Origin of the sequence: Sphingomonas sp. (genome assembly GCF_031361285.1) — a bacterium.
Lineage (GTDB): Bacteria > Pseudomonadota > Alphaproteobacteria > Sphingomonadales > Sphingomonadaceae > Sphingomicrobium.
Genome location: NZ_JANMCO010000103.1, coordinates 25,215 through 44,468 on the forward strand (window position 1 = coordinate 25,215; position 19,254 = coordinate 44,468).

The following is a 19,254-nucleotide window of genomic DNA, read 5'->3' on the forward strand; positions in this document are numbered from 1 at the left end:
ATGTCCAACAAGCTGACTACTTGCCTTTGGTTCGACAAAGGCGAGGCCCGCAAGGCCGCCGAATTTTACGCGTCGGTGTTTCCCGACACTCATGTCGGGCCGGCGCACGATGCCTCAACCGACTTTCCGGGGGGCCACAAGGGCGAAGAATTGACGGTCGAGTTCACTCTGCTCGGCCAGCCCTTCGTCGGCCTCAACGGCGGCCCCAACTTCAAACCCAACGAAGCGTTTAGCCTGATGGTCGTGACCGAGAATCAGGAAGAGACCGACCGCTATTGGGACGCCATCACCAAGACCGGCGGCGAGGAAAGCATGTGTGGCTGGTGCCGGGACAAATGGGGCTTCTCGTGGCAGATCACGCCGCGCGTGCTCCTCGAAGCGATGGACAATCCCGACCAAAGCGCGGCCAAGCGCGCGTTCGAGGCGATGATGACGATGAAGAAAATCGACGTCGCGACAATCGAAGCCGCGCTGAAGGGCGAGACCATCAATGCGTAAGCTCACCGGAGTCGTGTTCGTATCTCTCGACGGTGTCATGCAGGCGCCGGGCGGCCCCGATGAAGATCCCACCAGCGACTTCCGGCACGGCGGTTGGGTGGCACCATATTGGGATCCCGACATGGGTCCGTTCGAAGCGATGATCACCGGTGAATACGACCTGCTTCTCGGCAAGCGGACCTACGATATTTTCGCCGCTTACTGGCCGTACAACCAGGACAATCCGATCGGCGCGAAATTCCAGGGCATCAACAAATATGTGCTGACCCACTCCGACGAACCGCTGGATTGGGCCAATAGTCACAAGCTGTCGGGCGACGCCGCCGAGGTGGTCGCCAAACTCAAGGCCTCCGCGGGACGCGACCTTCTCATTCAGGGCAGCAGCACTCTCTACCCGCCGCTGCTGTCGGCCAGGCTGATTGACCGGTTGATGCTGACCACCTTCCCGATCGTGCTGGGCCGGGGCAAGCGGATTTTCGACGGGTCGGAGAAGGCCGGGGCGCTCAAGCTCGTCGACCATTTTGTCTCGCCGAAGGGCGTTTCCGTCGCCTGCTTCGAGCCGGCTGGAGACGTGCCAACCGGTACCTTCGAGACCAAGCCGCCCAGCGAGCAAGAAGTGGTGCGACGCGAGAAGATGGAAGCGGGCGCCTGGTGAGCCTGTCCCTCTTCGCCCATCCCTTCAGCTCCTATTGCTGGAAGGTGCAGATCCCGCTCGACGCCGACGGTACGCCGTACAGCTACCGCAACGTCGACCCGTCCGAGCCGGGCGTAATGGCAGAGCTCAAGCGCATCTGGCCGATCGGCAAATTCCCGGTGCTGGTCGACGACGGCAAAGTGATCGCCGAAACGACTTGCATCATCGAGCATCTGCAGGCCTATCACGCTGGCCCGAACGACTGGATCCCGACGGGCGAGGAAGGTCGGCGGGCGCGTTTCCTCGATCGCTTCTTCGACCTCCATATCCAGGGCAACATGCAGCCGTCGGTCAACCACGCCCTCCGGCCCGAAGGCTGCGGCGACGCCTATGGCGCCGAGCAGGGATTGAAGGCCTTGCGCACGGCCTACGACTGGCTCGAGACCAATCTGCCCGACAGCGAGTGGGCCGCCGGCGACCGGTTCACGCTCGCCGATTGCGCTGCCGCGCCCGCCTTGTTCTACGCCGACTGGGTCGACGAGATCGGCGATCAGCGGCCGCGCCTCAAGGCCTATCGCGCCCGCTTGCTGGCCCATCCGGCAGTCAGCAAATCGGTTGAAGGCGCACGGCCGTACCGCCCCTATTTCCCGCTCGGCGCGCCCGACCGCGACTAAGCGAACACCGCTGATCGCCGCAGCGACTGATAAGCTTCGATGACTTCGCGCAGCCGTGTTTCGTGGGTGCGGTCGCCGCCGTTCTTATCGGGGTGATAGCGCCGCACCAGCTTCGAATAGCGGGTCCGTAGCGCGTGGCGGCTGGTATCCTCGCCGAGCCCCAGGACCGCCAGCGCCCGCCGCTCGGGGGTCGAAAATCGCGACGATGATTCCTGCTGGCGACGAAACCGCGCGGCAATCGCGTCCAGCGGATCGTCAAGGTCGGTCCAAGCGGGAGACGCGCCGACGGTCGCTGAAAAAGCGCGGACCGAGCGCTCCCAGCCGCCAAAAGACGTCTGCGCCTCGGCAATTTCCTCCGGGCTCATGCCGCTGAAAAAATTATACTTCGCATTATGCTCGCGGACATGGTCGAGGCATAGGAAGCGCCAGCTGCCCGGGCCGTTGAAATTGGCCGGCTCGAGCGGCGCCTTATACTCGCCGGGCTCGCCGCAGCCGGATACGGCGCAACGATCCCGCGCGCCTTCGACCCGGCCATGCATTCTTGGATTTCCCGATGCCACGCACTTTCTCACTTGCTGAACCGGACTATATAGGCGCGATGAACGCTCGATCCACAGGTCCAGTCGCAAGTGAGATGCTGCGGCGGCTGGCAGTGCTGGACCCGAGCCGGATCGAGCTGGTCGACGACAGCGAGGCCCACCGCGGCCACGGCGGCCACAATCCCGCCGGCGAGAGCCATTTCTCGCTTAGCATCGAGAGCCCTGTTTTCGCCGAAAAGTCGCGGATCGAGCGCCAGCGGCTGGTCTATCACGCGCTCGGCGATCTGATGGTCGAGCGGGTCCACGCGCTCACGATCCGCGCCACCGCGCCGGGGGAATCATGATAGCAGACGCAATCATCCAGACCATTACGCCGGTTACCCACGACCTTGGCGCTTTCAAGGTCCGCCGCGCGCTGCCGACGCGGGAACGGACGATGGTCGGCCCGTTCATTTTCGTCGACGAGTTCGGCCCGGCGCGCCTCGCCCCTGGCGAGGGCATGGACGTCCGCCCCCACCCGCACATCAACCTCGCCACCGTCACCTATCTGTTCGACGGTGCCATCGAGCACCGCGATTCGCTGGGATCGCGCAAGGTGATCGAGCCGGGCGCGGTCAATCTGATGACCGCCGGCAGCGGCATCGTCCATTCCGAACGTTCGCCGGCCGACCGCCGCGCGGCGGGCCCGAGCTTCTACGGGATGCAGACCTGGCTCGCTTTGCCCGACGGCAAGGAGGAGCTCGACCCGGCGTTCGACCATGTGCCGGGCGACGGCCTGCCATTGGTCGAGGCGGGCGGCGCATCAGCCCGCGTGCTGATGGGGACTTTGTGGGGCGTAACCGCGGCGACGCCGTGCCATTCGCCGACCATCTACGCCGACATCATGCTGACCGCCGGCAGCAGCTTGCCGATCGACAGCGACGCCGACGAGCGCGCGCTGATGCTGGTCGGCGGCCAAGCCGAGCTCGACGGCCAGCGGCTCGAGCCGTTCGCGCTTTATGTTCTCGCCCCCGGCCACGCGCCGCGATTGAGCGGTTCGAGCGAAGCCCGCCTGATGCTGATGGGCGGCGGCGCCTTCGCCACCCCGCGCCATGTCTATTGGAACTTCGTGTCGTCGTCGCGTGACCGCATCAACCAGGCCAAGGAGGATTGGAAAGCACGTCGCTTTCCGCTGATCCCCGGCGACGATCAGGAATTCATCCCGCTCCCCGAAGTGCCGACGACCGTCAGTTACCCGTGAGCGAGATCCGGCGCGTATCGCTGTCGACCGGCGTGACATTGAACGTGGCGGTGGCCGGCGAACCGGCGGCGCCGCCGGTGATCCTGCTCCACGGCTTTCCCGAATCGCACCGGACGTGGTGGGGGGTTGCGCCGCTGCTGCAGGATCGCTTTCGCCTCTTCATGCCCGACCAGCGCGGCTTTGCCGGCTCGGACAAGCCGCAGGGCGTTGAAGCTTATCGGACCGACAGAATCGTCGCCGACCTGTTCGCCCTCGCCGACGCGATGGACATCGACCGCTTCGCCCTGGTCGGGCACGATTGGGGTGGCGCGGCGGCGTGGGCGGCGGCGATCAAGGGCGATCCGCGAATCGAGCGCCTCGTCATCATCAATTCGCCGCACCCGGTGATCTTCCAAAAGAGCCTGATTGAGGACGCGGGCCAGCGCGCCGCTTCGCAATATATGAATGCTTTCCGCGCAGCGGGCTTCGAGCAAGCGGTCGCGGCGATGAGCTTTGACACCTTTTTCGACAAGACCTACGGCGGCCACGTCGATCTGGCGCTGATCCCCGAAGCCGAGAAACGCCGCTACATCGCCGAATGGTCGCAGCCCGGCGCGCTGACGGCGATGCTCAACTGGTACCGCGCGTCACAGCTGGTGGTGCCGCCGCCCGACGCGGTCGTGCCGATCCCCGGCTGGGTGCTCGGCGCGTTCCCCAAAGTGACAGTGCCGACCCTGGTCGTGTGGGGGATGCGCGACCCGGCGCTGCTCCCGATCCAGCTCGACGGCCTCGACCGGCTGGTCGACGATCTCACCATCGTGCGGCTGCCCGAGGTGGGCCATTTCGCACCTTGGGAAGCGCCCGAAGCCGTAGCGGCCGCGCTCGCGCCCTTCCTTGGCGGTAACGGCACGGCTACAGCGCCCGCCTGATGAACAACGCCGCCCGTTCCCGTTCGCGCTCCGCCGCCCGTCTTGCCGCGGTCCAGGCGCTCTATCAGCAGGAAATGGAAGGCACGCCGCTTGCCCGCCTGATCAAGGAATTCCACGACCACCGCCTCGGCGCGACGATCGGCGACACGCAATATGTCGATGCCGAGCGGAGCTTCTTCGACGACGTCGTCACCGGGGTCGATGCGCGCCGCGACGAGATCGACCAAGCGATTACCGCGCGACTGGCCAAGGGCTGGAGCTTGAAGCGGCTCGACCGGCCGATGCGCGCGATCCTGCGCGCCGGCGCCTATGAGCTGCTCGCCCGCAACGACGTTCCGGTCGGCTCGGTGATTTCCGAATATGTCGATGTCGCTCACGCTTTCTACGACAAGCGCGAAAGCGGCTTCGTCAACGGCCTGCTCGACGCCATCGCCAAAGAAGCGCGGGCCGCGCCCGCCGGTTGATGCAAGAAAGCGACGCGATTGAACGCTTACGTGGTTTCGCGACCGATCCGGCGGCGCGCGGCCTGGCCGACGACGCGGCGCTGTTCGAGAGCCTGGTCATCACCCACGACACGATTGCGGAAGGGGTGCATTTCCTGCCCGCCGACCCGGCCGATAGCGTCGCTTGGAAGCTGGTGGCGGTGAACCTGTCCGATCTCGCCGCCAAGGGGGCGACCCCCGCCGCGGCACTGCTGTCGCTGACCATCAGCGACGATGACCAGTGGGACGCGGCGTTCATCGACGGGATCGGCGCAGCCTGCGAGCATTTCGGCCTGGCGCTGATCGGCGGCGACACGATTGCGTTGCCCGCCGGGGCACCACGCGTGTTCGGACTGACCGCGATCGGGCGCGCCGGACCAAGCACGCCGGCGCGTAGCGGGGCCAAGCCAGGAGACCAATTGTGGTTGGTGGGCACGGTGGGTGACTCAGCGACCGGTTTGGCTTTGCTGAAGCGGGATCCGGCGGCTGTCGGCTCGCTGGTCGAGCGATATCGCCGCCCGGTCCCGTTGCTCGCCGCAGGGCGGGCGCTCGCACAACACGCGAGCGCGATGATGGACGTGTCCGATGGCCTTTTGCTCGACGCGCGGCGGCTGGCGGAGGCGAGCGGTTGCAGTGCGGCCCTCGACCTCGACGCCCTGCCGCTGTCCACGGCGTTCAACGCCGAGCGCGGAGATGGGCTCGGCGCGCGGCTGTTCGCGGCGACCGGCGGCGACGATTATGCGCTGCTCGCGGCGCTCCCTGCCGGTTTCGACCCGTTAAGCCTTTCTTTACCTTCGGGGACCAGCATCACTTGCATCGGGACTGTCGCTGCCGATGGCGAAACGCTTCGCCTCGTCAGCAGTGGAAAGCCCGTCGCGCTGCCGGAGACATTGGGTCATGAACATCACGGCAATTCCGCTTCGCCAATGGCTGGTCGCGCTTAGCGGCCTGGCTTGCGGAATGACGGCCGCGCTCTTCATCCACTAATCGTTCAGGCAGGTTGCAACCCGCCTTTTCACCCCATAAAGGGGCGCCAATCCGCCGGCTGCATCAGCATCGCCGGCCGTTTTGATTTGCCGCCATGAACGACGGGGAAGACCACCGATGAATTTGATTGTGATCGCGATCGCCTGCGGCGTTATCGCCTTGCTGTACGGCATCCTCACCAGCCGCCAGGTGCTAAGCGCCTCGGCCGGCAACGCCAAGATGATCGAAGTCGCCGGGGCGATCCAGGAAGGCGCTTCGGCCTACCTTCGCCGCCAGTACACGACGATCGCGATGGTCGGCGTGGTCGTCGCCGCAATCGTCTTCTTTTTCCTCGGCGGCCTGTCGGCTTCGGGCTTCGTGCTCGGCGCGTTGCTTTCGGGCGCGACCGGCTTCGTCGGGATGAACATCTCGGTCCGCGCCAACGTCCGCACCGCCGAGGCCGCGAACACCGGCCTTCAGCAGGGACTGACCATGGCGTTCCGCGCCGGGGCAATCACCGGCATGCTTGTTGCCGGCCTAGCGCTGCTCGCCATCTCCAGCTTCTTTTATTATCTGCTCGCGGTGCGCGGGTTTGCGCCCAATGACCGGGTCGTGGTCGACGCGCTGGTTGCGCTGGCCTTCGGCGCTTCGCTGATTTCGATCTTCGCAAGGTTGGGCGGTGGCATCTTCACCAAGGCCGCCGACGTCGGCGCCGACCTCGTCGGCAAGGTTGAAGCCGGTATCCCCGAGGATGATCCCCGCAACCCGGCCGTCATCGCCGATAACGTCGGCGACAATGTCGGCGACTGCGCCGGCATGGCCGCCGATTTGTTCGAAACTTATGTTGTTACGGTTGGCGCGACGATGGTCCTGACGGCTTTGCTAGTGAAGACCGCCGGCGACGGCCTGCTGGCGCTGATGGCGCTGCCGCTGTTGATCGGCGGCGTGTGCATCGTCACCTCCATCCTCGGCACCTATTTCGTCCGCCTGGGCGCCAAAGGTTCTGGGGCGACCAACATCATGGGCGCGATGTACAAGGGCTTCGGCGTTACCGCCGTTACCTCGGCGATAGCGATCTACTTCGCCACCCAATATGCGCTTGGCGACTTGCATGCGACGATCACCGCCGGCGCCACCAGCTTCACCGGCATGGACCTTTATTGGTGCATGCTGCTCGGCCTCGTCATCACCGGGCTGATCATCTGGATTACCGAATATTACACCGGCACCAACTACCGCCCGGTCCAGTCGATCGCCAAGGCGTCGGAAACCGGCCACGGCACCAATGTCATCCAGGGGCTGGCGATCAGCCTTGAATCGACCGCGCTGCCGACGCTGGTAATCTGCGCCGGGATCATCACCGCTTATTTGCTGGCGGGTCTGATGGGCATCGCCTTTGCTGCCACCGCAATGCTGGCGCTGGCTGGCATGGTCGTCGCACTGGACGCCTACGGCCCGGTTACCGACAATGCTGGCGGCATTGCCGAAATGGCCGGCCTCGACGACAGCGTCCGCGCCAAGACCGACGCCCTCGATGCGGTCGGCAACACCACCAAGGCGGTGACCAAGGGCTATGCGATCGGCTCGGCGGGCCTCGCCGCGCTCGTGCTGTTTGCCGCCTATACCACCGACCTCAAGGAGTTTTTCCCCGGCGTCACCGTCAACTTCAGCCTCGAAAATCCGTTCGTGATTGTCGGCCTGCTACTCGGCGCCTTGCTGCCCTATCTGTTCGGGGCGATGGGGCTGACCGCGGTCGGCCGCGCCGCCGGCGATGTCGTCAAGGACGTGCGCGAACAGTTCCGCACCAATAGTGGCATCATGGACGGCACCTCGCGGCCCGATTACGCGCGCACCGTCGATCTCGTCACCAAGGCCGCGATCAAGGAGATGATCATCCCGTCGCTGCTGCCGGTCCTGGCGCCGATCGTCGTCTATTTTGCGATCACCGCGATCGCCGGCCAGGCCGAAGGCTTCGCCGCCTTGGGCGCACTGCTCTTGGGTGTGATCGTCTCCGGCCTGTTCGTCGCCATCTCGATGACCAGCGGCGGCGGCGCCTGGGACAATGCCAAGAAGTATATCGAGGACGGCCATTACGGCGGCAAGGGCTCCGAAGCGCACAAGGCCGCGGTCACCGGCGACACGGTCGGCGATCCGTACAAGGACACCGCCGGACCGGCGGTCAATCCGATGATCAAGATCACCAACATCGTCGCGCTGTTGCTGCTCGCGGCGCTGGCGGCGGGCGCGGCCTAGGACCGATTCCTGCCGCACGCGATCGTCATCCACCAGACCGGTGGGCCCGAGGTCCTGCAGTGGGAAGAGGTTGAGGTTGGCGAGCCCGGTCCGGGCCAGGTTCGCCTGCGCCAGCATGCGGCGGGGCTCAACTTCATCGATGTCTATCACCGCACCGGATTCTATCCCCAGCCGCTGCCCTTCACCCCTGGTGTCGAAGGCGCAGGAGTGATCGAAAGCGTCGGCGGGGGCGTCGTCAATGTGCAGGCCGGCGACCGGGTCGCTTATTCCGGCCCGATCGGCGGCTATGCCGAAATGCGACTGATCGACGCCGACCGCTTGGTCAAACTGCCGGCCGGCATCGGTTTCGACGAGGCCGCGGCGATGATGCTTCAGGGCATGACCGCGCGGATGCTGCTGCGCTCGGTTTACCCCGTCGCAGCCGGCGATACGATCCTCGTCCATGCGGCGGCGGGCGGGGTCGGGCTGATACTGTGCCAATGGGCGGCCGCCTTGGGCGCGACCGTGATCGGCACCGTCTCAACCGACGACAAAGCGGAACTGGCGCGGCTGCATGGTTGCCATCATCCGATTGTCTATACCCGCCAGGATTTCGTCGCCGAGGTTGAGCGCATCACCCACGGCGGCAAGCTGCCGGTGGTCTATGATTCGGTTGGGCGCGATACATTCATGCAATCGCTCGATTGCCTGCGGCCGCGCGGGCTGTTGGTCACCTTCGGCCAGTCGTCGGGCGCGATCGAACCCTTTTCTCCAACCGTGCTGGCGCAGAAGGGCTCGCTGTTCCTGACTCGCCCGACCCTGGTGCATTATACCGCCGGCCGCGCCGAGCTCGAGGCGTCGGCGGCCGAATTGTTCGAAATTGTGACCTCTGGCCAGGTGCGGATCGAGGTCCGACAGCGTTTCCCGCTCGCCGATGCGGCCGATGCCCATCGCGCGCTGGAAGCGCGAGTAACGTCGGGATCGACCATCCTGACCATCTAGCCGGCATCGTTTCGCCGCCGCCTTCCCTTTTGGCACCCGCCAGCGTAAGGCTCCGCGACTTTTTGCAAGACAACAGTGAGGGTTGATGGCCAAGGAAGAACAGCTCGAGATGCGCGGCAAAGTGTTGGAGCTATTGCCCAACGCGATGTTCCGCGTCGAACTCGAGAATGGTCACGAGATCCTCGGCCACACCGCGGGCAAGATGCGCAAGAACCGCATTCGCGTCCTCACCGGCGATGAAGTGCTGGTCCAACTGACACCGTACGACCTGACCAAGGGCCGCATCACCTATCGCTTCATGCCCGGCCGCGCAGGACCGCCCGGATATCCCTAAATGCGCCTAATTCTCGCCTCGGCGAGTCCGCGCCGTCTCGATTTGCTCGCCCGGATCGGCGTTGTTCCCGATGCGGTGGTTCCCGCTGACGTCGACGAAAGCGTGCCGCATGGCGAACTGCCGCGCGACCATGCGCTGCGATTGGCGCGGGCCAAAGCCGAGGCGGTCGCAACCCAAGAGCCCGACGCGCTGGTGCTCGCTGCCGACACGGTAGTCGCGGTCGGACGGCGCATCCTGCCCAAGGTCGAGGATGAAGCGACGCTGCGCGCCTGTATGGCATTGCTCTCCGGGCGTCGGCACCGGGTCCTGACCGGCGTCGCGCTGGCTGCTCCAGGGCAGCCGCTCCGCACCCGTCTCGTCGAAACGATGATCGCCATGAAGCGCTTGTCGCCGGAAGACATCGACTTTTACGCCGCCCATGGCGAATGGCGCGGCAAGGCCGGCGGCTACGCGTTGCAAGGCTATGGCGAAGTCTATGTGCGCCACATCGCCGGCAGCTATTCCAACGTTGTCGGCCTGCCCTTGGCGGAGACCCGGCTACTGCTCAAAGCGGCGGGATACCCGATTGGCTGAATGGCTGATCGAGCGGGGCATCGGGGAGACTCGCGCGGCGCTGATCGAGGACGGCGCGATTGTCGAAGCACGCATCGAGCTCGACGGTGTGACGCCCGCCGGGGCGATCCTCGCCGCACGCCTGATCGACGTCGGCCAGTCTAGCCGCAACGCCATAGCTCGCGACGCGAACGGCACCGAATACCTGCTGCCCAAGGCACCCAGCGGAGTCACCCAAGGCGAGACGTTCAACATCGAGATCCTGCGCGAGGCGATCCCTGGTCGCGAGCCATGGAAACGTCCGCTGGCCCTCGCCACCGACCAGCCACCAGCCCCGTCACCCACTCTCGCCGGACGCGAGCTTCCTTTCCCGTCGCCCGGCGCCAACGCCCTCGACGAAGCCGGCTGGGACGATGCCATCGAGCAGGCGCGCACCGGCATGGTCGCGTTCGCCGCCGGCACGCTGCGCATCTCGCTCACTCCAGCGATGACTCTGATCGACGTCGATGGCGCGATTTCGCCTGCCGAACTCGCCGTCGCTGGCGCAACCGAGGCAGCGCGCGCGATCCGCCGGCTCGGCATTGGCGGATCGATCGGCATCGACCTGCCGACCATCGCCGGCAAAGTCCCGCGCCAAGCCGCCGCCGCCGCGATCGATGACCATCTCCCGCAGCCTTTCGAGCGCACCGCGGTCAACGGCTTCGGCTTTGTCCAGATTATCCGCCCGCGCAGCCGCGCCTCACTGCTCGAAATCTGGAGCGACCGCGCCAGTGCCGAGGCCCGCGCGTTGCTCCGCCGCGCCGCCTCCGGATCGGGGTCGCGCCGCCTGGTCGCCCACCCCGCCGTGATCGCCGTGCTCGAACGCAATCCAGCCTGGCTCGAAGCGCTCGCCCGCCAGGTCGGTGGGACAATCAGCTTGCGCGCCGACCCCTCTGTCCCCATTTCGGCCGGCGATGCCGAACCCGCCTAAAACCAAGCCTTGCCCGCTGTGCGGCCAGCCCGCCGTCGAGCCGCACGCCCCCTTCTGCAGCCGCGGCTGCAAGGACCGCGACCTGTTGAAATGGCTCGGCGAAGGCTATCGGATTCCGGGCCCGCCGGCTGACCTGGCGGACGGCTCCGGCGGGGTGGACAGCGAAGAAGGCGACGGTTAGGGACCGCCTCGCTTCAGCGGGCCGCGCGCCCATGACGCGCCGCCCGAAATTGGGCCCAGGTAGCTCAGTTGGTAGAGCACGTGACTGAAAATCACGGTGTCGGCGGTTCGATCCCGTCCCTGGGCACCATTTCCGTTTAGCCTGAGCGGCTACGCCTTCCAATCTTGCGGGTAGCTGCTTTTGAGCTTCGACAGCTTCGGCCGGTCGTTGACCAGGATGTACGGATAGTAAGGGTGGCGCCGCATGAAACCCTGATGCTCGGCCTCGGCCGGGTAAAAGCCGCCGCTTTCAATCCGCGTCGCGATTGGCCGCGAATAAAGGTGCGACGCACTTAACCGGGCGAGAAAACCGGCCGCGGCCTGCTTCTGGCCCGGATTCTGCGGGAAAATCGCCGAACGGTAGCTGGTGCCGGTGTCGGGCCCCTGGCGATTGACCTCGGTCGGGTCGTGCGCGACCGTCGCGTAAATCGTCAGCAAGCGCGCGTAACTGATTTGCGCCGGATCATAGGTGATCCGGACCGCTTCGGCATGGCCGGTGCGCTCGGTGCTGACGGCGCGGTAATTGGCGTTGCTCTGGGCGCCACCAGCGTAGCCAGAAACGACGTCGCGGACGCCTTTGACGTGCTCGAAGACGCCCTCCATGCCCCAGAAACAGCCGCCGGCGAGGACGGCCTGTTCAAGGCGCGGCGGAGCGGCGGAGATGGCTGGGGCGGAGCTGGCCGTCAGGCTGAGAAGCGCTGCGGCGGCGAGTGGGATGTGTTTCATGCCGCCAATGTGGTCCGTAATCGCATTTCTGCAAGCATCTGCCGCGTCCCCGGCCCGAATAAAGCCAAGCCGAGCCTGTCGGCTAGAAATAGCGCTCGCTCACTGCGGCGGCTAAGCTCCAGCGCATGGCGGGCGATCAAACGACCATCCAGCGGCGCGAGAAGCTCGCCGGGCTGATCCTGATGGGGTCGGCGCTGCTGGCGCTGCTCGTCGCCAACAGCCCCGCCGCGAGCGCCTATCAATCGCTCCTCCATTGGCCGTTGGGGCCAAGTCTGCCGCGCTTCGGCGTGCTCGACCTCCATCACTGGATCGCCGACGGGCTGATGGCGATCTTCTTCTTGCTGGTCGGCCTCGAAGTGAAGCGCGAATGGTATCAGGGGCAGCTGGCAACCGCCGCCGCGCGCCGCTTGCCGATCGTCGCCGCGGCGGCGGGGATGGCGGTCCCGGCGCTCATCTATCTGCTCGTCACCGATTTCGATCCGGCCCTAGTCCGCGGCTGGGCGATCCCGTCGGCGACCGATATTGCCTTCGCCATCGGTGTTTTGGCGCTGCTGGGAACCCGCGCGCCGCCGTCGATCAAGCTGCTGCTGGTCACCATTGCCATCATCGACGACATCGGCGCGGTGGTGATTATCGCCGTCGCTTACACTGCCAGCCTCGACCTCGCGGCGATCGCCGCCGTGGTGGTCATCACCGGCATCATGGCCGACCTCAATAAGTTCGGCGTGCGCCGGCTGTGGCCCTATCTACTCGGTTTCGCCGCGCTGTGGCTGTCGATGCTGGCCAGCGGCATCCACCCGACGATCGCCGGCGTCGTCGCGGCGCTGACCATCCCGCTCGGCACCGGAGAAGCGCGTTCCCCGCTCAAGCATCTCGAACATGCGATCCATCCCTGGGTGATGTTCGGCGTGATGCCGCTGTTCGGCCTCGCCAGCGCCGGTGTCGTGCTGGCAGGCGGCGTAAACGCTCTCGCCCAGCCGTTGCCGCTCGGGGTCCTAGCCGGCCTGTTCGTCGGCAAGCAGCTCGGCGTATTCGGGGCGATCTGGCTGGCGGTTAAAGCGCGGCTGTGCGCACGGCCGCCCGGCGCGCGCTGGTCACAGCTGTATGGCGCATCGCTGCTGTGCGGTATCGGCTTCACCATGAGCCTCTTCATTGGCGATCTCGCTTTCCCGAAATCGCCCGAGGAGGTGGAGGCGGCCAAGCTAGGCATCCTGGCCGGCTCGCTGCTGTCCGCCCTCGCCGGCTGGACCGTGCTGCGGCTGGCTGCGTCCGTGCCCGCGTCCGTCGACGACACGGAAGACGCCGCCGAGCTTTTCGCCGCCGACGAAACCTAACGCCAGCCCTTGTCGAGCGCCGCCTTTTCCGACGCAGCGTCGAACGGCTCGCCGGCGATCCGCTGGTCGATCATTGCCGCCAGTCGCGGATCTTCGCCCGCCGCCATCCGGTACTCGCCGCTCTGTCCCGGCGGCGCGGCGAACAATCCCTCGACCCGCCAGTGCTTGTCGGCGCGGCACGCCAGACCGCTGGTGCCCTCGTCGGTGAAGCTGCGGCAGATAGCGCCATCCTGTGAACGAAAGGACAGCCCGACCCGCACCGGCCCGTCGCCACCTTCCGAGGCAAGCCTGGCATCGAGCGCCTGGTCGAGTGAGGCGGCTGCGACCAATACGCCGCCGCGGCTCTCGATCGGCCCGCCGGAGCCGGAGCCGACCATCTGGCCCACGATTATCCCGATCGCCAGCGTGGCCGCCATCGCCGCCCATTGCGGGACGCCGAAGCTCACGCGACGCGTCTCGCGACGCGCCTGAAGATCGACCACCTCCGCGCCACCAAAGCGCGGCGCCGGAGGTGCATCTTCCATCACTGGGGCCAAGGCATCGCGCAACCTGGCGCCGAGCGAGCGATGTTGCTCGGCAAGCCGGACCAGCACCGGATCGGCGGCAACGCGCGCCGCGACCTCGTCGGCTTTGTCACCGTGCAGCTCGCCATCGAGCCAGGCGTAGAATTCCTCGTCGTTAGTCATCGGATGTCTCCACGCCCAACAGCGCGAGCAAGGCCTGCCGCCCGCGCACCAGCCGGCTCGACACGGTGCCGATCGGCTGGCCCAATATTTCCGCCGCCTCGCGATAGCCGAAGCCGTCGACAAGGATTAGCGCGACCACCTCGCGCTGCTCCTCCGGCAGGCGCTGCATCGCCGCCATCGCACGTTTCAAATCGATCGCCGCGTCGGTGGCGGCGCGTGGATCGTGGCCTATCCCCTCGCCCGCTTCGGGCGGCGCCTCGTAAGCCGCCTTGCGCGTTTGCGAGCGCATCTGGTCGATCCACACGGTGCGGCAAATCCGGAACAGCCAGCTGTCGAACCGCGTTCCGGCCTGATACTGATCGAACGAGCGAAACGCTTTCTCCACCGTCATCTGCGACAAGTCGTCGGCATCGGCGGCGTTTCTGGCGAGCGCATAGGCGAAGCGCCTGAGTCGCGGCCACACCGGTGCCAGCTCGGAATCGAACGGGGATGGAGAAGACATTGCACCTCATGCGGATGAAACGGCGCGCGTTCGACGTTTCATCCGCAACGCCATAAGAAAAGGTTTACCAATGTCCAACCGTGCATTTCTCTGCGCCATCCTGGTGGCAAGCCTGACCGCCAGCGCGGCATCGGCCCAGCTATTGGGCGGCGGTGGCCTATTGGGCGGCGGTGGCCCATTGGGTGGCGTCGGCGACGCCATCGGTCAGGTCGGCGGCGTGGTCGATCACTCGCTGAGTCAGATCGGCTCGTCACTCGGCCTCCCGGCGGGCGACGTTCAGCAAGTAACGCAACCGAGCCTTGACCGGATCGGCGAACCGCTCGGGATCGCGAACGCCGCGCCAGCCCAGCTGGTCGAACTTCGCGCGCTGCGGCTCAACGCACTGATCCAGGCCAACCGTGACACGATTGACCGTGACGGCAAGGGCCAGCCCGTTCGCAAGGGCGAGTTGATCGTCACCAACCCCGATGCGGCGTCGCTCGCCGCTGCCCAGCAGCTTGGCTTTCGGATCGCAGCTGATCAGCAAACGCCCGAGCTTGGCTTGCGAATCGTCACGCTGGCGGTGCCGAGGGGCATGAATGCCCGCGACGGGCTGAAGACGCTGCACAAGGCGGCGCCCGCGCTTGAAGCCGACTATAACCATATCTTCGAGCCGGCCGGGGCCGCCCTGCTGCCCACAGTGAGCGCGACGCTGGCCGCCGCCCCCGCCCTTCGTCCGGGCGCACGCATCGCGATGATCGACGGCGGGGTTGCCTCACACCCGTCGCTGGCCCACGCCGCGATCGAGCAACACGGTTTCGCCGGACCGGCCCAGCCGACCGGCCACGGCACCGCCGTCGGCTCGCTTCTGGTCGGGGAGCAAGGGCCCTTTCGCGGCGCGGCGCGCGGCGCGCAGCTGTTCGTCGGCGACGTCTATGGCGGCAATCCCGCCGCCGGCTCCGCCACCACCATCGTCCGTGCGCTCGCCTGGGCCGCGTCGAAGCGACCCCAGGTGATTAATATCAGCCTGGTCGGCCCGGCCAACCTGACCATGGCCCGCGCCATCGCCGCATTGAGGGCGCGCGGCATCTCAGTCGTCGCGGCGGTCGGCAACGACGGCCCCGCCGCGCCGCCGATGTATCCGGCCTCCTATCCCGGCGTGGTCGCGGTGACCGGGGTTGATGCTGGTGACCGCGCGCTGCGCGAAGCGGGGCGGTCGGCGCATCTCGATTTCGCCGCGCCCGGCGCCGATCTGGTCGCTGCCCTGCCCGGCAAGGGGTTCACCGCCGTGCGCGGCACCAGCTTTGCCGCACCGCTCGTCGCCGCCCGCCTCGCCGCCGCCGGATCGTCGGCCCGGCTCGCGCTCGAAGCGGTGCCCGGCAAGGGCCGCGTCGGCCAGGGTATCGTCTGCAAGAGCTGCCGCATCGCCCCGCGCGAAGTCGGTCTCAAATAAAAATTCGCGCCGACCGGGATGAACTCCCCCGTCGGCGCCGTTCTTCTTTGCAGACGGGGCAATTGACGCCTCGCGCAAGCAAAGGAGAATTTGCATGTTCACCACCAAGCTTCTCGCCATCGCGCTGGCCGGTTCGGCCCTCGTAGCGGCTCCCGCCCAGGCTCAGCTTCTCGGCGGCAGTGCCGGCGGCGGCCTTGGCGGCGCGGTATCGGGCGCTATCGGCGGCACGCTCGGCGGCGCCATGGGCAATGGCTCGATCGTCGGCAGCGCGACCGGCGCGATCAGCAACACCGTCGGCGGCAGCCTCTCGACCAGCCGCTCGGTCGATACGCGCAACGGCAGCGCCAGCGCCAATGCCGGGCTCGCCGGTTCGGTCAGCAGCGTCGCCAGTTCGGCGGTCGGCGCCGGCGGCCTCGGCCAAAGCGTCGGTCTTGCCGGTTCGTCCTCGGCCAATGGCTCGGCCAGCGGCAATGCCGGTCTCGGCCTCCAGGCGATTGGCACCAACCAGATCGCCAACACCGTCGGCGCCGTCCGCGATCGCGCGACGACTGCTGTCGGCAACGTCCATGACCGAGCAACGGCAGCCGTCGGCAATATCCGCGATCAAGCCGGCAACCTCGCGGGCAGTGTGGCTGGCTCGGTCAGCGCCAGCGGTTCAGCCAGCGGGTCGGCCAATGGCTCGGCCAGCGGCGACGCCAGCACTGACAACAACTAGGCTTATCAGTCCCCAGCCATCGGGCCCGTCTCCATCCTCCGGAGGCGGGCCCGATTTGCGTTAGATGCTCATCGCCCAGCGCAACGGTGCCGGCAATGCTCGGTCGGCATAATCGATTTGCAGCACCCGTCGGCTCCCGATTGGTGAGCCGGAAGCTGCGGATGCATGTATGATTGTCGTTCGATACGCCCAGATGTCACCACTGACGGCCAAGCATTCGACGATCTCGGATTGAGGGACGATCTCGTCAATCCCATCCTCCTGCAGCCGGCCAAGTCGGTGGCTTCCGGCTAGCACGCGTAACGGCGCATTGTCGGCCGGAACTTCATCAAGGTGAACGCGCAGCGTTACCATCGCTTCGAGGACCGACTGAGGAGGTTGGACGTGAGCTTGTCCCTCTTTGGTCGTCCAAGGGCCAAAGCCCGATGTTTCTTTTTTCTCGGAGACCGCGATCGTCCGATCCTGATGCCAGCCGAGTGACCAATTGGCATCCGCATGTTTGTCGAACATGATCGCCCGCACGCCGAATGCTGGACGCCCGAGGAGTGCCGAAGCAATTTTTCCTACCGACCCATCGTGCCGGATGAGGTCGATGACTGGAGCGAGCGCTGACTCAGTGAGCCGGATGCCGGGTCGTCCGTCACGGTTGACGATAGCACGAAGACGATCTGTTTCGCCTACGTCGATGACCTGCCCAAAATGCCGGCATCCGACCCGCTCGAACAGCGGGTCCACACTCACAGCTTCTCGGTCAGTTCGGGCACGATCTTGAACAGGTCGCCGACCAGGCCGACGTCGGCGACCTGGAAGATCGGCGCTTCTTCATCCTTGTTGATGGCGATGATGACTTTCGAATCCTTCATCCCCGCGAGGTGCTGGATGGCGCCCGAAATGCCGATCGCGATGTAGATTTCGGGGGCGACGATCTTGCCGGTCTGGCCGACCTGATAATCGTTGGGCGCATAGCCGGCATCGACCGCGGCGCGGCTGGCGCCGACGCCGGCGCCAAGCTTGTCGGCGAGCGGGTCGAGCAAGCTGTGGAATTGCTCGTTGGAGCCAAACCCGCGACCGCCCGAAACGATGATCTTGGCGCTGGTCAGCTCGGGCCGTTCGCTCTTCGACATTTCTTCGGAGACGAACTTCGATTTCGCGTCGTGCGATCCGGCGTCGACCGCCTCGACAGTTCCCGAACCGCCGTCACGCGCGGCCTTTTCGAACGCCGTGCCGCGCACCGTGATGACCTTCTTGGCATCCTTCGAGCGGACCGTGGCGATGGCGTTGCCGGCATAGATTGGCCGGGTGAAAGTGTCCTCGCTCTCGACCGACAGGATGTCCGAAATCTGCATCACGTCGAGCAAGGCAGCGACGCGCGGGGCAATGTTCTTGCCGGTCGTTGTCGACGAAGCGAGGAAGGCGTCGTGGTGGCCCATCAGCGCGGCGGCGACCGGGGCAACGTCCTCGGCCAATTGATGCTCAAGATGCGCGGCGTCGGCGACATAGACCTTGCCAACACCGGCGATCTTGGCCGCCGCTTCGGCCACCGCGCCGACATCCTTGCCGGCGACCAGCAGATGGACATCGCCAAGCTTCGCCGCCGCCGTCACCGTCGCCAGCGTCGCGTCCTTGACCGCCTTACCGTCATGCTCGACCAGGACCAGGGTTTTCATGCCGCCACTCCTAGGCTCTTGAGCTTAGCCACCAGTTCGTCGACCGACCCGACCTTGATCCCCGCGCTGCGCTTGGCCGGTTCGACCACTTTTAAAGTCTCCAGCCGCCGGGCAATGTCGACCCCGAGTTCGTCGGGCGTCTTGATCGCCAGTGGTTTCGACTTGGCCTTCATGATGTTGGGCAGGCTCGCGTAGCGGGGTTCGTTCAGCCGCAAATCGGTGGTGACGATGGCCGGCAGCGTCAGTTGCACCGTCTCCGCGCCGCCATCGACTTCGCGCTCAACGCTGACCTTGCCGCCGCTAACCTCCACCTTCGACGCGAACGTGCCCTGCGGCCAACCGAGCAACGCCGCGAGCATCTGGCCGGTGGCGTTGCTGTCGTCGTCGATCGCCTGCTTGCCGAGGATTATCATGCCGGGCTGTTCCTCCGCGGCGATCTTGGCGAGGATTTTTGCGACGCCGAGCGGCTCCACCTCTTCGTCGGTCTGGATGAGGATCGCGCGGTCGGCGCCCATCGCCAGCGCGGTGCGCAGCGTCTCCTGCGCCTTGGCGGGCCCGATCGATACCGCGACGACCTCGGTCGCGACACCCTTTTCCTTGAGGCGCGTCGCTTCCTCGACGGCGATTTCGTCGAACGGGTTCATGCTCATCTTGACGTTGGCGAGGTCAACCCCCGAACCGTCCATCTTGACCCGCGGCTTGACGTTATAATCGATCACCCGCTTGACCGCGACCAGCAGCTTCATGCGTTCGCTCCCATCATTCTCACGCCGGCACTGCTTGGCGCACCTCGGAGACAATCTTTTGCGCGGCGTCGCCCAAGTCGTTGGCGGCGACGATCGGCAGGCCGCTCTCGGCGAGGATCTGCTTGCCTTCCGCGACGTTGGTGCCCTCAAGACGGACCACCAGCGGGACCTTCAAATCGACCTCGCGGGCGGCGGC

The 19,254-nt window shown here is 66.1% G+C and carries 24 protein-coding genes, 1 tRNA gene and 1 pseudogene; 18 read left to right on the forward strand and 8 right to left on the reverse strand.

The window, feature by feature from the left end; translation table 11 throughout:
- From RMO25_RS09600 to RMO25_RS09610, 3 genes are read left to right on the forward strand one after another with little or no spacing between them, the layout of a single operon-like run.
- Nucleotides 1–498, forward strand: a complete 498-nt coding sequence (locus tag RMO25_RS09600) for a VOC family protein (protein WP_309662383.1) — start codon at nucleotides 1–3, stop codon at nucleotides 496–498.
- Complete coding sequence (locus RMO25_RS09605) at nucleotides 491–1,153, forward strand: dihydrofolate reductase family protein (protein WP_309662384.1); 663 nt, start codon at nucleotides 491–493, stop codon at nucleotides 1,151–1,153. The genes RMO25_RS09600 and RMO25_RS09605 overlap by 8 nt, the downstream gene beginning before the upstream one ends.
- The gene (locus tag RMO25_RS09610; RefSeq protein ID WP_309662385.1) at nucleotides 1,150–1,806 is read left to right on the forward strand and encodes a glutathione S-transferase family protein; all 657 of its coding nucleotides are present in this window, start codon (nucleotides 1,150–1,152) and stop codon (nucleotides 1,804–1,806) included. Before RMO25_RS09605 ends, RMO25_RS09610 begins: the two co-directional genes overlap by 4 nt.
- Here RMO25_RS09610 and RMO25_RS09615 read toward each other — a convergent pair.
- Nucleotides 1,803–2,345, reverse strand: coding sequence for a DnaJ domain-containing protein (locus RMO25_RS09615; protein ID WP_309662386.1), 543 nt, complete (start codon nucleotides 2,343–2,345; stop codon nucleotides 1,803–1,805). The two genes, RMO25_RS09610 and RMO25_RS09615, sit on opposite strands and share 4 nt — an antisense overlap.
- A gap of 59 nt (nucleotides 2,346–2,404) precedes the next feature.
- On the opposite strand from RMO25_RS09615, the gene RMO25_RS09620 reads away from it, so the two are divergent.
- From RMO25_RS09620 to RMO25_RS09675, 12 genes are all read left to right on the forward strand, one after another.
- Nucleotides 2,405–2,689, forward strand: coding sequence for a BolA family protein (locus RMO25_RS09620; RefSeq protein WP_309662387.1), 285 nt, complete (start codon nucleotides 2,405–2,407; stop codon nucleotides 2,687–2,689).
- Complete coding sequence (locus tag RMO25_RS09625; protein ID WP_309662388.1) at nucleotides 2,686–3,585, forward strand: pirin family protein; 900 nt, start codon at nucleotides 2,686–2,688, stop codon at nucleotides 3,583–3,585. The genes RMO25_RS09620 and RMO25_RS09625 overlap by 4 nt, the downstream gene beginning before the upstream one ends.
- A complete protein-coding gene (locus tag RMO25_RS09630) occupies nucleotides 3,582–4,493 on the forward strand; it encodes an alpha/beta hydrolase (protein WP_309662389.1) in 912 nt (303 codons plus the stop codon). Before RMO25_RS09625 ends, RMO25_RS09630 begins: the two co-directional genes overlap by 4 nt.
- Nucleotides 4,493–4,957: a transcription antitermination factor NusB gene (nusB, locus tag RMO25_RS09635; RefSeq protein WP_309662390.1), complete on the forward strand. Its 465-nt coding sequence runs from the start codon at nucleotides 4,493–4,495 to the stop codon at nucleotides 4,955–4,957. Before RMO25_RS09630 ends, nusB begins: the two co-directional genes overlap by 1 nt.
- A complete protein-coding gene (gene thiL, locus RMO25_RS09640; RefSeq protein ID WP_405051863.1) occupies nucleotides 4,954–5,919 on the forward strand; it encodes a thiamine-phosphate kinase in 966 nt (321 codons plus the stop codon). Before nusB ends, thiL begins: the two co-directional genes overlap by 4 nt.
- A gap of 160 nt (nucleotides 5,920–6,079) precedes the next feature.
- On the forward strand, nucleotides 6,080–8,194 hold the full coding sequence (locus RMO25_RS09645) for a sodium-translocating pyrophosphatase (protein WP_309662392.1): 2,115 nt from the start codon (nucleotides 6,080–6,082) through the stop codon (nucleotides 8,192–8,194).
- A 54-nt stretch (nucleotides 8,195–8,248) separates the two neighbouring features.
- Nucleotides 8,249–9,175 carry a quinone oxidoreductase gene (locus RMO25_RS09650; RefSeq protein WP_309662407.1) on the forward strand — a complete coding sequence of 309 codons (927 nt, stop codon included), beginning with the start codon at nucleotides 8,249–8,251 and terminating at the stop codon, nucleotides 9,173–9,175.
- Between the two features lie 85 nt (nucleotides 9,176–9,260).
- A complete protein-coding gene (infA, locus tag RMO25_RS09655) occupies nucleotides 9,261–9,509 on the forward strand; it encodes a translation initiation factor IF-1 (protein ID WP_309662393.1) in 249 nt (82 codons plus the stop codon).
- Nucleotides 9,510–10,082, forward strand: a complete 573-nt coding sequence (locus tag RMO25_RS09660) for a nucleoside triphosphate pyrophosphatase (protein WP_309662394.1) — start codon at nucleotides 9,510–9,512, stop codon at nucleotides 10,080–10,082.
- Nucleotides 10,075–11,031, forward strand: coding sequence for a ribonuclease (locus RMO25_RS09665; RefSeq protein WP_309662395.1), 957 nt, complete (start codon nucleotides 10,075–10,077; stop codon nucleotides 11,029–11,031). Before RMO25_RS09660 ends, RMO25_RS09665 begins: the two co-directional genes overlap by 8 nt.
- Nucleotides 11,015–11,212: a DNA gyrase inhibitor YacG gene (locus tag RMO25_RS09670; protein ID WP_309662396.1), complete on the forward strand. Its 198-nt coding sequence runs from the start codon at nucleotides 11,015–11,017 to the stop codon at nucleotides 11,210–11,212. Before RMO25_RS09665 ends, RMO25_RS09670 begins: the two co-directional genes overlap by 17 nt.
- 53 nt (nucleotides 11,213–11,265) lie before the next feature.
- Nucleotides 11,266–11,341, forward strand: a tRNA-Phe gene (locus RMO25_RS09675).
- A gap of 20 nt (nucleotides 11,342–11,361) precedes the next feature.
- Here RMO25_RS09675 and msrA read toward each other — a convergent pair.
- Entirely contained in the window at nucleotides 11,362–11,976 is a 615-nt protein-coding gene (gene msrA / locus RMO25_RS09680; protein ID WP_309662397.1) for a peptide-methionine (S)-S-oxide reductase MsrA, read from the reverse strand.
- Between the two features lie 125 nt (nucleotides 11,977–12,101).
- Here msrA and nhaA point away from each other — a divergent pair, with 125 nt between their 5' ends.
- A complete protein-coding gene (gene nhaA / locus RMO25_RS09685; protein ID WP_309662398.1) occupies nucleotides 12,102–13,310 on the forward strand; it encodes a Na+/H+ antiporter NhaA in 1,209 nt (402 codons plus the stop codon).
- On the opposite strand, the gene RMO25_RS09690 is transcribed toward nhaA, so the two are convergent.
- Nucleotides 13,307–13,996: an anti-sigma factor gene (locus RMO25_RS09690; RefSeq protein ID WP_309662399.1), complete on the reverse strand. Its 690-nt coding sequence runs from the start codon at nucleotides 13,994–13,996 to the stop codon at nucleotides 13,307–13,309. The two genes, nhaA and RMO25_RS09690, sit on opposite strands and share 4 nt — an antisense overlap.
- Nucleotides 13,989–14,498 carry an RNA polymerase sigma factor gene (locus RMO25_RS09695; protein ID WP_309662400.1) on the reverse strand — a complete coding sequence of 170 codons (510 nt, stop codon included), beginning with the start codon at nucleotides 14,496–14,498 and terminating at the stop codon, nucleotides 13,989–13,991. Before RMO25_RS09695 ends, RMO25_RS09690 begins: the two co-directional genes overlap by 8 nt.
- A gap of 70 nt (nucleotides 14,499–14,568) precedes the next feature.
- On the opposite strand from RMO25_RS09695, the gene RMO25_RS09700 reads away from it, so the two are divergent.
- Entirely contained in the window at nucleotides 14,569–15,930 is a 1,362-nt protein-coding gene (locus RMO25_RS09700) for a S8 family serine peptidase (protein WP_309662401.1), read from the forward strand.
- Between the two features lie 94 nt (nucleotides 15,931–16,024).
- Nucleotides 16,025–16,645: a hypothetical protein gene (locus tag RMO25_RS09705; protein ID WP_309662402.1), complete on the forward strand. Its 621-nt coding sequence runs from the start codon at nucleotides 16,025–16,027 to the stop codon at nucleotides 16,643–16,645.
- Between the two features lie 60 nt (nucleotides 16,646–16,705).
- On the opposite strand, the gene RMO25_RS09710 is transcribed toward RMO25_RS09705, so the two are convergent.
- The 4 genes and pseudogenes from RMO25_RS09710 to sucC form a co-directional block, all read right to left on the reverse strand.
- A complete protein-coding gene (locus RMO25_RS09710) occupies nucleotides 16,706–17,380 on the reverse strand; it encodes a phytanoyl-CoA dioxygenase family protein (protein WP_309662403.1) in 675 nt (224 codons plus the stop codon).
- A gap of 2 nt (nucleotides 17,381–17,382) precedes the next feature.
- Nucleotides 17,383–18,312, reverse strand: coding sequence for an electron transfer flavoprotein subunit alpha/FixB family protein (locus tag RMO25_RS09715; protein WP_309662404.1), 930 nt, complete (start codon nucleotides 18,310–18,312; stop codon nucleotides 17,383–17,385).
- On the reverse strand, nucleotides 18,309–19,058 hold the full coding sequence (locus RMO25_RS09720) for an electron transfer flavoprotein subunit beta/FixA family protein (RefSeq protein ID WP_309662405.1): 750 nt from the start codon (nucleotides 19,056–19,058) through the stop codon (nucleotides 18,309–18,311). Before RMO25_RS09720 ends, RMO25_RS09715 begins: the two co-directional genes overlap by 4 nt.
- 19 nt (nucleotides 19,059–19,077) lie before the next feature.
- Nucleotides 19,078–19,254: pseudogene (gene sucC, locus RMO25_RS09725) on the reverse strand (succinate--CoA ligase subunit beta); the annotation flags it as partial.

Bases quoted from the DNA above. Each gene is read 5' to 3' on its own strand.
- RMO25_RS09690 (WP_309662399.1), bottom strand. From the start codon at position 13,996: ATGACTAACGACGAGGAATTCTACGCCTGGCTCGATGGCGAGCTGCAC.
- RMO25_RS09700 (WP_309662401.1), top strand. From the start codon at position 14,569: ATGTCCAACCGTGCATTTCTCTGCGCCATCCTGGTGGCAAGCCTGACC.
- nusB (WP_309662390.1), top strand. From the start codon at position 4,493: ATGAACAACGCCGCCCGTTCCCGTTCGCGCTCCGCCGCCCGTCTTGCC.
- nhaA (WP_309662398.1), top strand. From the start codon at position 12,102: ATGGCGGGCGATCAAACGACCATCCAGCGGCGCGAGAAGCTCGCCGGG.
- RMO25_RS09720 (WP_309662405.1), bottom strand. From the start codon at position 19,058: ATGAAGCTGCTGGTCGCGGTCAAGCGGGTGATCGATTATAACGTCAAG.
- RMO25_RS09645 (WP_309662392.1), top strand. From the start codon at position 6,080: ATGAATTTGATTGTGATCGCGATCGCCTGCGGCGTTATCGCCTTGCTG.
- RMO25_RS09600 (WP_309662383.1), top strand. From the start codon at position 1: ATGTCCAACAAGCTGACTACTTGCCTTTGGTTCGACAAAGGCGAGGCC.
- msrA (WP_309662397.1), bottom strand. From the start codon at position 11,976: ATGAAACACATCCCACTCGCCGCCGCAGCGCTTCTCAGCCTGACGGCC.
- RMO25_RS09715 (WP_309662404.1), bottom strand. From the start codon at position 18,312: ATGAAAACCCTGGTCCTGGTCGAGCATGACGGTAAGGCGGTCAAGGAC.
- infA (WP_309662393.1), top strand. From the start codon at position 9,261: ATGGCCAAGGAAGAACAGCTCGAGATGCGCGGCAAAGTGTTGGAGCTA.
- RMO25_RS09620 (WP_309662387.1), top strand. From the start codon at position 2,405: ATGAACGCTCGATCCACAGGTCCAGTCGCAAGTGAGATGCTGCGGCGG.
- RMO25_RS09695 (WP_309662400.1), bottom strand. From the start codon at position 14,498: ATGTCTTCTCCATCCCCGTTCGATTCCGAGCTGGCACCGGTGTGGCCG.
- RMO25_RS09705 (WP_309662402.1), top strand. From the start codon at position 16,025: ATGTTCACCACCAAGCTTCTCGCCATCGCGCTGGCCGGTTCGGCCCTC.
- RMO25_RS09625 (WP_309662388.1), top strand. From the start codon at position 2,686: ATGATAGCAGACGCAATCATCCAGACCATTACGCCGGTTACCCACGAC.
- RMO25_RS09615 (WP_309662386.1), bottom strand. From the start codon at position 2,345: ATGCATGGCCGGGTCGAAGGCGCGCGGGATCGTTGCGCCGTATCCGGC.
- RMO25_RS09660 (WP_309662394.1), top strand. From the start codon at position 9,510: ATGCGCCTAATTCTCGCCTCGGCGAGTCCGCGCCGTCTCGATTTGCTC.
- RMO25_RS09670 (WP_309662396.1), top strand. From the start codon at position 11,015: ATGCCGAACCCGCCTAAAACCAAGCCTTGCCCGCTGTGCGGCCAGCCC.
- RMO25_RS09605 (WP_309662384.1), top strand. From the start codon at position 491: ATGCGTAAGCTCACCGGAGTCGTGTTCGTATCTCTCGACGGTGTCATG.